Here is a 9,903-nt window from a genome sequence, read left to right on the forward strand (position 1 = left end):
GCCCGGGTAAGCGCAGCGCACCCGGGAGGGGGGGCATCTGCTGATGTGTCGAATCGTCCGCAAACAGCCCCGGGTGCGCGTCGCTTACCCGGGCGAGGTTGCTGTCGGCCTTATTCCAGCAGCTTGGCCCAGCCGTGCATGCCATCCACGCGGGTCAGCACCAGTTTCACGCAGACCAGCAGCGGCACCGACAGCAGCAGCCCGACCATGCCCCACAGCCAGCCGAACAGCATCAGCGCCAGAATCAGCATCAACGGCGAGATCGCCATGCGCCGGCCCAGCACGATAGGCGTGATCAACTGGCCTTCCAGCGTGTGCAGGGTCAGATAGGCCAGCGCCGGCAGCGTGGCGGTGAGCGGATCGCGGAACTCCACAAAGCCCATCAGCAGCATCAGCACGATGCCGATCAGCGGACCCACGTAGGGCGCGAAGTTCAACAGCGCTGCCACCGTGCCCCACAGCAATGCCTCGGGCAGGGCGATGCCCAGCAGCATCAGTATCCCGGCCAGCACTAGGCCCAGGGCGACGTTGATGACGGTGATGGTCAGCACGTAGCGCGAGATCTCACGCTCGATCGAGCGCAGGATGTCGGCGGTGAAGCGCTTCTGCTGGCGGTTGGGCAGCAGCGCGATCACATGCCGCTGCAGGTTTTCGCCATAGATCATGAAGAACAGGGTCAGCAGCACCACCGCCAGCGCCGATGCGGCCAGCTTCGGCGTGCGCACCAATGCCTTGTAGGGGTCGTCCAGCTGCGTGCGGATCACCTGCACCTTGCGGTTGCCATCGCCGCCGGCAGCGCGGGCAAAACTCTCGGCGGCCTGGTTGGCCTGCTGCACCGGTTTGACGAAGTCCTGCACCTTGCGCGAGATCTGCCGCATCTGCTGTGGCGCCGATTGCACCCATTCGCTGGCCGGGCCGGCCAGTTGCACCGCCAACGCACCACTGGCGGCCAGCCCGCCCAGTACCACCAGCAGCGCTCCCAGGAAGCGCGGCAGGTAGAGCTTCTGCAGCAGGCGGATGATGGGGTTGCCGATCAGCGCGAAGAACATCGCCAGCAAGACCGGCAGGATGACTTCCTGTGCCGCCCACAGCGTGTAGCCAACGGCCAGGGTTGCCAGCACCACCAGTGCGGCGGGTGCACGCGGACGGGGCGGAAGCGGCGCAGGCTCCGCCGACGATGCGGCAGCTTCAGGCAACGGCTCGGACATGCGGGCGACGCTCCGGCAGAAAGGGCGCGGCGCGGTGCCGCGCCCGGATCAGGATTCTGACAGTTCCGTGGCCGCTTCGGCGGCGCGGGGTGGCATCGGGTTGGCAACGGCGTCTGCCGACCGTGCGGTGGGCGCCGGGGTGTCGTCTGCGGCCTGTTCGGCAGCGGCGGCTGCTTCATCGGCGTCGTCCGCCGCACCGGCGGCGTGGCTGGCGGCCATGCCTGCCGCCGCAGCCGCAAACGAGGCCACCGACGCCTGCGCCGAGGCCACAAGCCCCGACACCGAGCCGATCATCTGCAGCCAGCGCGCACCGCTGAAGGCGCCACCGGGTTCCAGCTTGCCGGCCAGGAAACCACCGGCCAGGCCCACCAGGATGATGCGGCCCGGGGTCCAGGCACTGCGCCAGGTCGTGTTGAGCTGCTGCCAGTGCTGGGTGGTTTCCTCGCTGCGGATCTGCAGCACCGCTTCGGCGCGGCGTACGCGGCGTTGCAGGGCTTCAAAATTCATCGCTTGTCCTCCCCGGGTACGTTCACGTCGGCATCGGGGTCCTCACCACTGGGCTCGTCGAACAGGCCCAGCCGCGACAGCTGCCGGCGGGTGGCGTGCATGCCGGTATGATGGAAGAAGTAGGACACCCGCCAGATGCTGTAGCCGGTGATGGCCAGGCTGAGCACGGTCGGGATCAACAAGGACACGAACAGGGACAGGCCAAGGTATTGCAGCAGGGCCACCAGGGTGGCCGCCAGCAGCAGCCAGCCGGAGGCACCAAACACGATGGCGACGCCGCTCCAGGCCAGTGCCCGGCCAAACGCGCTGCGTGCCAGTGCGAAATCTGCCGAGGCCAAGCGCCGCAGCGAACGCGCGGCGTGGCCGGCCGAGTCCATCGTCTGCCGGCCGGCGGCGCCGACCTGGCGGATGCTTTCCTCCAGCCCGGGCGCGGGGCCCGGGGTGGGGGTGTCTTCGGCTGGCGGTGTTGCGTTTTCGCCCACGCCGGTCAGTCGTTGCTGCGGGCGAGCTTGGCGATGATCCAGCCAGCGGCGAAGGCCACGCCGAACGAGGCCAGCGGACGCTCACGGATCAGGTCGGCGGCGCTGTCCATCAGGTCCTTGCCCTTGTCCATCAGGGCATCAACCTGTTCCTTGGCGGCGGCACCGCCCAGTTCAGCGGCAGCCAGGCCCGAGAGCGCGCTGTCGGAAAGTTCGGCCTTCAGGTTGGCCCGGCCCAGGCGCAGTTCGTCACCGGCAGCGCCAGCGGCGCCCTTGACGGCCGAGCCGGCGGCGGAAGCGGCGGACTTCAGGTGTGCGCCAGCCTCGCCCAGGTGTTCCTTCATGTTCTCGGTATTGGTGGGGCTCATCGTGATCTCCTGGTTTCAGCGGGTGCGCCGGTTGGCGCGCGGGTGCAGCAGGTCTCAACAAATAGCAGTTGCGAGGTGTAAACAACGTTACGGCCCCGCGACGCATTACTCACGATGCCATCATCGCATCTGCAGCTGGCCGCGTTGGTTGCCGCGCAGGATGCTCAGCACCAACTGCTGCGGACGCGGCGTGAAGCTGGCACGCCAGCTGGCCAGGTCGGTGAATTCGGCGGTGGTGGCAGCCAGGATCACGTCGCCGCTGGCCAGCCCGGATTGCGCTGCGCGGCTACCACGCGCCACTTCGCTGACCTGCACGCCGTTGAGGCCGGCCTGGCGCAGCGACTCGGGCAGGTCGACGAAGGTTGCACCGGTCAGGCGCGGGTCCAGCGTATCGCCGGCCACGGCGCGCGGTTGCTCCTTCAAGGTGGCCTTCAGCTGCAAGGGCTTGCCGTCGCGGCGGACCTCCAGGTCCACCGTGCGGCCGACCGTGGAGAGGCCTTCGAAGTTGTGCAGTGCCTGCGCGTTGTCCACGCGCTGGCCGTTGATGGCGGTGACCACGTCGCCGGCTTTGACCCCGGCAGCCGCAGCACCCGAGCCGGCCAGCACGCGCGTCACCAGCGCGCCGCGGGCTTCCTCCAGGCCCAGCCCCTGCGCGATCTGCGGGCTGAGGTTCTGCGTTTCCACGCCCAGCGTGCCACGCACCACCACGCCCTTGGTGATCAGCTGCTCGACCACGTCGCGCGCCAGGTTGGACGGGATGGCCAGGCCCAGGCCGATGTTGCCGGCCATGCTGCCCTGCGGGTTGTAGCTGGCGGTGTTGATGCCGACCAACTGGCCGGACAGGCTGACCAGTGCACCGCCGGAGTTGCCTGGGTTGATCGAGGCATCGGTCTGGATGAAGTTCTGGTAGCCCAGCCCGCGGATGCCGCTGCGGCCCACCGCCGAGACGATGCCCGAGGTCACCGTCTGGCTGAAGCCGAACGGATTGCCGATCGCCACCACGAAGTCACCCACGCGCAGCTGGTCGCTGTTGCCCAATGGCAGCGCGGTGAGCTTGTCGGCCGGGATGCGGATCAGCGCGATGTCGGTGTCGCGGTCCGAGCCAAGGAACTCGGCCTTGACCGTGCGGCCATCGGCCAGGGTGACCTGCACGTCGTCGGCGTTCTCTACAACGTGGTGGTTGGTCAGCACATAGCCGCGGCTGGCATCGATGATCACGCCCGAGCCCAGCGACTCGTTGATGCGCTCCTGCGGCACCTGCGGGAACAGGCGGCGGAAGAACGGGTCATCGAAGAACGGGTTGCGCACCCGCACCACCTGTTTGGTGTTGACGCTGACCACCGCCGGCATGGCCTGTTCCAGCATCGGTGCCAATGAAGGCAGGGCCTGCCCGGCGACCGACGCCGGCAGTGCGCCGGTTGCGGGCACGGCGGTGGCGGCCAGTGGCGCGGCATCGGCGCGGTTGTCCAGGTGGGCATTGATGGCGGTGGCGGTGAAACCGCCAAAGGCAGCTGCCAGGGCCAGGGTCAGCAGGGTCGGTACGGGTCGCATATGCCGATGATTCCGTGCGGGGCGCGCGGGGCGCCGGGGTGGGGCGGGTTGCTGAACACGAGTGTGGCGGGGGGCAGCTAAATCGGCAATGAAACTTCTGCAGCGCCGCAATCCCAAGGCCACCAAGCCCTACACGGATTGCAATACATCGATGGCAGATTTTTTGTTTGACATCACCCCGGGGGTGGGTAAGCTTGGCCGGGTCATCACCCACTAGATGTTGGGTTGATGTGAACGACGTCCCCAAGCAGTAGGGTTTAATGCGGGGGGTGCAAGCACCCCAACGGAAGGCGTGCAGTGACCACGACAGTGATGCAGACAACCGGTAATTCCCGGAATCCCCTCATCCCGCCGACAGGCGCGTAAGCACGCGCCTGCGCGTCGTTGTCCCTGCTGCCCGACCCGTCGGGAACAAAGTAAACGCACCGCAAGGTGCCCCAGGAGAGTTTCCACAATCATGAGTACGGTGCGTCTGGAAGTGGTCAGCAATCAAACCAAGTCGGACATGATCCCGCTGCAGCCTGCCTCGCAGGACATCTGGGAAAAGAAGTACCGCCTCACGACCAAGGCGGGCGAAGCGCTGGATGCCGATATCGACGGCACCTACCTGCGCGTGGCCCGTGCCCTGGCCGATGCCGAGGCGACGGATGACAAGCGCGCCTACTGGTTCGAGCGTTTTGCCTGGGCCCTGCGCCGCGGTGCCATCCCGGCCGGCCGCATCACTTCCAATGCCGGTGCGCAGGAACACAAGCCGGCCACCAGCACGATCAACTGCACCGTGTCGGGCACCATCACCGACTCGATGGACGGCATTCTGGAAAAGGTCCACGAAGCGGGCCTTACCCTGAAGGCCGGTTGCGGCATCGGCTACGAGTTCAGCACCCTGCGTCCGCGCGGTGCCTTCGTTGCCGGCGCCGGTGCCTACACCTCCGGGCCGATGTCCTTCATGGATATCTACGACAAGATGTGCTTCACCGTGTCCTCGGCCGGTGGCCGTCGTGGCGCGCAGATGGGCACCTTCGACGTGTCGCACCCGGACGTGAAGGACTTCATCCGCGCCAAGCGTGAGGACGGCCGCCTGCGCCAGTTCAACCTGTCGCTGCTGATCACCGACGGCTTCATGGACGCGGTCAACAATGACGCCGACTGGCAGCTGGTGTTCCCGATCAACACCAAGGAACAGGCCGAGCTGGACCCGTCCAGCGGCGAGGAAGTGGTGTGGCGCGAATGGCCGACCCACGAAAACTACATCGTCCGCGACGACGGCCTGGTGGCCTGCAAAGTGTACGGCCACATCCGTGCCCGTCACCTGTGGGACATGATCATGGTGTCCACCTATGACTACGCCGAGCCGGGTTTCATCCTGATCGACCGCGTCAACGAGATGAACAACAACTGGTGGTGCGAGAACATCCGCGCGACCAACCCCTGCGGCGAGCAGCCGCTGCCGCCGTACGGCGCCTGCCTGCTGGGCTCGGTCAACCTGACCAAGTTCGTGCGTGACCCGTTCACCGACAAGGCCTCGTTCGACTGGGACGAGTACAAGGAAGTGGTGCGCGTGTTCACCCGCATGCTTGACAACGTGGTCGAAGTGAACGGCCTGCCGCTGGAACAGCAGCGCAACGAGATCATGCGCAAGCGCCGCCACGGCATGGGTTTCCTGGGCCTGGGCAGCACCATGACCATGCTCAAGATGAAGTACGGCAGCGCCGAGTCCTGTGAGTTCACCGAAGCCATCGCCCGCGACATGGCCGTGGCGGGCTGGGAAACCGGCCTGGAGCTGGCCCGTGAGAAGGGCGCCGCCCCGATCATGGAAGAGCAGTTCGCGGTCACCGCCGCGATGCTGCGCCAGCGCCCGGAAATGAAGAAGGACGGCTGGAAGGTCGGCCAGAAGATCGCCGGCAAGGTGCTGCACGCCCGCTACAGCCGCTACATGCAGCGCGTGGCCACGGTGGCCCCGGAGCTGGTGGAAGAGCTGGCCACGGTCGGTTCGCGCTTCACCCACCACAGCTCCATCGCCCCGACCGGCACCATCAGCCTGTCGCTGGCCAACAACGCCTCCAACGGCATCGAGCCCTCGTTCGCGCACCACTACAGCCGCAACGTGATCCGCGAAGGCAAGAAGTCCAAGGAAAAGGTGGACGTGTTCTCCTTCGAGCTGCTGGCCTACCGCCAGCTGGTCAACGACAAGGCCATGCCGTTCTCCGACGAGGCCGATGCCAAGTTGCCGGAGTACTTCATCAGCGCCGACGACATCTCGCCCAAGGAACACGTGGACGTGCAGGCCGCCGCGCAGAAGTGGGTGGACAGCTCGATTTCCAAGACCGCCAACGTACCGACCGATTACCCGTACGAGCAGTTCAAGGACATCTACCGCTACGCCCACGAGCAGGGCCTGAAGGGCTGCACCACCTTCCGTTTCAACCCGGCTGCCTTCCAGGGCGTGCTGGTCAAGGAAGCGGACCTGGAGAACACCACCTACCGCTTCGAGCTGGAAGACGGCCAGGTGGTGGAGGTCAAGGGCAACGAGCAGATCGAGTACGACGGTGAAATGCACACCGCCGCCAACCTGTTCGACGCCCTGAAAGAAGGCTACTACGGCAAGTTCTGAGTGCCTTCATCGCCCTCCCGGCCGCGTGCCGGGTGGGCATGACGGTGGTCTCACCGCCACCGGGTTGTTGCGCGTTTGTTCCACGTTGCATCGGCTTCGATATAGCATCGCCAACGTAAAGAGACCCGATGCCCTGAGGAGGGCTATATGAGCAATGGTAATGGTGTGACCGCGACCGTAACCCAGGTTGCCGAGAACGTGAAAGAAACCGCAGCCAACGTCGGCGAGACCATCGCCGTCACCGCCAGCGACGCAGTGGCCGCCGTCAAGACCAGCGCCAAGAAGGTCGAGGCCGGTGCCAAGAAGCAGGTGGCCAAGGTCAAGAAGGCAGTGAAGAAGGCCGAGAAGGCCGTGGTCAAGAAGGCTACTGCCGCCAAGAAGGCCGTGGCCAAGAAGACCGCAGCCGCCAAGAAGGAAGTGACCAAGAAGGTCAGCTCCATGCGCCAGAAGCTGGAGGCCGCCAAGGCCAACGCCCAGGCCGAGGCTGCTGACCTGAAGAAGAAGGGTGCCGGCAAGCGCGCCGCCGCCAAGAAGGCTGTCGCCAAGGCCGAGAAGAAGGCGGCTGGCAAGGTCGCTTCGGCCAAGAAGACCGTGAAGGCGACCGAGAAGAAGGTTGCCAAGGCCGTCAGCAAGAAGGCTGCTGCTGCCAAGAAGTCGGTGAAGGCGACCGAGAAGAAGGTTGCCAAGGCCGTCGGCAAGAAGACCGCTGCTGCCAAGAAGGCAGTGAAGAAGGTCGAGAAGAAGGCCGCCAAGAAGGTCGCCGCCGTCAAGAAGACGGTGAAGGCCACTGAAAAGAAAGTCGCCAAGAAGGTGGCCGCCACCAAGAAGACGGTCGCCAAGAAGGCCGCTTCGGCGAAGAAGACGGTTGCCAGGAAGGCCACCGCCGTGAAGAAGGCCGCCAAGAAGGCCGCCCGCAAGTAAGCCGCACCGCGCACCCCGTCCCACCGGGACGGGGTTGCTGCCAAACCGTATAGCAACGCATAACCAGGACTCGCACCATGGCCGTCAAGATCGACAAGAAAATCAAGGGCTACTCCGTCATCACCCCCGACGACAAGGCCCGCGACGCAGCTGCGGCGGCCAAGGCCGCGGTGGCCGTGGCGCCGGTCGAGTCCGTGACAGACAACATCGTGCACATGCACGAGCGCATCGAGCGCCCGGAAGTGTTGATCGGCAGCACCTACAAGATCAAATCGCCGTTGGTGGAACACGCCTTCTACGTGACCATCAACGACATCGTGCTCAACCAGGGCACCGAGCACGAACTGCGCCGTCCGTTCGAGATCTTCATCAACTCCAAGTCTATGGAGCATTTCCAGTGGATCGTGGCGCTGACCCGCATCATGTCGGCCGTGTTCCGCAAGGGCGGCGACGTCACTTTCATCGTTGACGAAATGAAGGCCGTGTTCGACCCGAAGGGCGGTTACTTCAAGGCCGGTGGCGTGTACATGCCGTCGCTGGTGGCCGAGTTGGGCTCCATCGTCGAAGACCACATGAAGTCGATCGGCCTGCTGCAGGACCCGGAAATGAGCGCCCACCAGCGCGCCCTGATCGCCGAGAAGCGCAAGCAGTTCGAAGAACGCTCAAAAAAAAACAGTGAAGTAAACGCAGCGCCGGCGCAAAGCGCCGCGCTCGCCCCCACCCTTTTGCAGAGCGAAGGGGAGGGCCGGGGAGGGGTAGCTCTTGATGTTGCTGTTGCCTCCGAAGCCGACCCCGAAAGTGCCGACAACGGCAGCTTCCCGGCCGCCGCCACCATGTGCCACAAGTGCAGCACCAAGGCGCTTGTGATCATGGATGGCTGCCAGACTTGCTTGAATTGTGGGTATAGCAAGTGCGGGTGATGTTGACGATTATTGTTATGGAAGCCCGGCGAAAGCCGGGCTTTTTTGTTTTCATTTAGTTTGCGCTAGTATCGAGGTCACTCAAAGCCAGATGGGGGGTGATATGGATTTTGCCAGCAGTTTGAATGGCCTTGCTGCAAAGGTTGCTCAACAGGCCTCTGTGATTCAGACGGAAGAGGCAACCAAGAATGCTTTTGTAATGCCTTTTATACATTCAGTTCTTGGGTATGACGTTTTTGATCCTTCCGAGGTGATCCCTGAGTACGTTTGCGACATCGGGACAAAGAAGGGGGAGAAGATTGACTACGCCATTTTGAAGGGGGGCGAGGTTCAGATCCTTATTGAATGCAAGAAGATTGGTGATCCGCTCAACATCAATCACGCTAGCCAGTTGTTCCGGTACTTTCATGTGACCAGCGCCAGAGTTGCCATTCTTACCAATGGTCGCTTTTACAGCTTTTTCACTGATCTGGATGCTCCAAACAAAATGGATGAAAAACCATTTATGGAGCTGGATTTGCTTGATGTTGATGAGCATGTAATTCCAGAATTACTGAAGCTTACAAAGGCTGCATTTGATGTTGAATCCATAGTAAACGCCGCCGGTGAGTTGAAGTACGTGAGCAGAATAAAGAAGCTTCTGGCAGGGCTGCTGGGTAGTCCCGATGAAGACTTTGTGAGATTTGTGGCGACGCGTGTTTACGATGGGGCGATTACCCAGAAGGTTAGAGATCTGTTCTCCGATCTGACCAGAAAGGCCGCCGTGCAATTTTTGAACGAGCAGGCCAATGACCGGTTGAAATCTGCAATTGTCGGACCGGGGAACGCCGTTGCATCGGCTATTGAGGTTTCTCAATCAGCACCGGCGCAGCTTGAGGAGATTGTCGATAAGGTTGTCACGACTGAAGAGGAGGTCGAAGCGTTTATGGTTGTTCGCGCAATTCTCCGTTCAGTTGTCGATGTGAAGAGAATTGTTATGCGTGACAATCAAAGCTACTGCGCCATTCTTCTTGATGACAATAATCGAAAGACTATTTGCAGGCTTCATTTCAATAGAACGCAGAAGTATTTGGGAATTTTCGATCAATGCCGGTCCGAAGCGAGGATCCCGATTCAAGGTGTGGATGAGATATATGCCCACTCTGACAAGTTGATTGATTCGGTCAAGCTTTTTGAGGCACAAGGCTCAACGGTATAGTGAGATAGCCACGTAGTGACGTAGCCCGGGTAAGCGCAGCGCACCCGGGACTGCAACGATCAAAAAAAAGCCGAGCCCTTGCTCGGCTGTAATGACCCACCGCTTTCTGCTCAGGTCACGCGGTTAATGTAGCGGCATAG

General features: G+C 63.0%; 9 protein-coding genes. 4 read left to right on the forward strand and 5 right to left on the reverse strand.

Features of this window, described 5'->3' with window-relative positions:
• Positions 1-110: 110 nt before the first annotated feature.
• The 5 genes from RT460_RS16000 to RT460_RS16020 all read right to left on the reverse strand — a co-directional run bounded on the left by RT460_RS16000 (position 111) and on the right by RT460_RS16020 (position 4,113).
• On the reverse strand, positions 111-1,208 hold the full coding sequence (locus tag RT460_RS16000) for an AI-2E family transporter (RefSeq protein ID WP_313320193.1): 1,098 nt from the start codon (positions 1,206-1,208) through the stop codon (positions 111-113).
• A gap of 48 nt (positions 1,209-1,256) precedes the next feature.
• The gene (locus RT460_RS16005; protein ID WP_313320194.1) at positions 1,257-1,715 is read right to left on the reverse strand and encodes a protein sip-5; all 459 of its coding nucleotides are present in this window, start codon (positions 1,713-1,715) and stop codon (positions 1,257-1,259) included.
• Complete coding sequence (locus tag RT460_RS16010) at positions 1,712-2,197, reverse strand: phage holin family protein (protein ID WP_313320195.1); 486 nt, start codon at positions 2,195-2,197, stop codon at positions 1,712-1,714. The genes RT460_RS16005 and RT460_RS16010 overlap by 4 nt, the downstream gene beginning before the upstream one ends.
• Before the next feature lie 5 nt (positions 2,198-2,202).
• Positions 2,203-2,562, reverse strand: a complete 360-nt coding sequence (locus RT460_RS16015) for a hypothetical protein (RefSeq protein WP_062170302.1) — start codon at positions 2,560-2,562, stop codon at positions 2,203-2,205.
• A 120-nt stretch (positions 2,563-2,682) separates the two neighbouring features.
• Positions 2,683-4,113, reverse strand: coding sequence for a Do family serine endopeptidase (locus RT460_RS16020; protein ID WP_313320202.1), 1,431 nt, complete (start codon positions 4,111-4,113; stop codon positions 2,683-2,685).
• A gap of 457 nt (positions 4,114-4,570) precedes the next feature.
• Between RT460_RS16020 and RT460_RS16025 the strand changes: the two genes are divergently transcribed.
• From RT460_RS16025 to RT460_RS16040, 4 genes are all read left to right on the forward strand, one after another.
• Positions 4,571-6,724: an adenosylcobalamin-dependent ribonucleoside-diphosphate reductase gene (locus tag RT460_RS16025; protein ID WP_313320204.1), complete on the forward strand. Its 2,154-nt coding sequence runs from the start codon at positions 4,571-4,573 to the stop codon at positions 6,722-6,724.
• Between the two features lie 147 nt (positions 6,725-6,871).
• On the forward strand, positions 6,872-7,645 hold the full coding sequence (locus RT460_RS16030; protein WP_313320206.1) for a hypothetical protein: 774 nt from the start codon (positions 6,872-6,874) through the stop codon (positions 7,643-7,645).
• A gap of 77 nt (positions 7,646-7,722) precedes the next feature.
• Entirely contained in the window at positions 7,723-8,565 is an 843-nt protein-coding gene (locus RT460_RS16035) for an NrdJb (RefSeq protein ID WP_313320207.1), read from the forward strand.
• Between the two features lie 103 nt (positions 8,566-8,668).
• Positions 8,669-9,763 (forward strand): type I restriction enzyme HsdR N-terminal domain-containing protein, encoded by a 1,095-nt coding sequence (locus tag RT460_RS16040; protein ID WP_313320209.1) that lies wholly within the window; start codon positions 8,669-8,671, stop codon positions 9,761-9,763.
• Positions 9,764-9,903: the final 140 nt, after the last annotated feature.

Source organism: Stenotrophomonas sp. (genome assembly GCF_032061965.1).
Classification (GTDB): Bacteria; Pseudomonadota; Gammaproteobacteria; order Xanthomonadales; family Xanthomonadaceae; genus Stenotrophomonas.

Excerpts from the sequence above, each read along its gene's own strand:
- RT460_RS16000 (WP_313320193.1), bottom strand. The coding sequence starts at position 1,208 with ATGTCCGAGCCGTTGCCTGAAGCTGCCGCATCGTCGGCGGAGCCTGCG.
- RT460_RS16005 (WP_313320194.1), bottom strand. The coding sequence starts at position 1,715 with ATGAATTTTGAAGCCCTGCAACGCCGCGTACGCCGCGCCGAAGCGGTG.
- RT460_RS16015 (WP_062170302.1), bottom strand. The coding sequence starts at position 2,562 with ATGAGCCCCACCAATACCGAGAACATGAAGGAACACCTGGGCGAGGCT.
- RT460_RS16020 (WP_313320202.1), bottom strand. The coding sequence starts at position 4,113 with ATGCGACCCGTACCGACCCTGCTGACCCTGGCCCTGGCAGCTGCCTTT.
- RT460_RS16025 (WP_313320204.1), top strand. The coding sequence starts at position 4,571 with ATGAGTACGGTGCGTCTGGAAGTGGTCAGCAATCAAACCAAGTCGGAC.
- RT460_RS16030 (WP_313320206.1), top strand. The coding sequence starts at position 6,872 with ATGAGCAATGGTAATGGTGTGACCGCGACCGTAACCCAGGTTGCCGAG.
- RT460_RS16035 (WP_313320207.1), top strand. The coding sequence starts at position 7,723 with ATGGCCGTCAAGATCGACAAGAAAATCAAGGGCTACTCCGTCATCACC.
- RT460_RS16040 (WP_313320209.1), top strand. The coding sequence starts at position 8,669 with ATGGATTTTGCCAGCAGTTTGAATGGCCTTGCTGCAAAGGTTGCTCAA.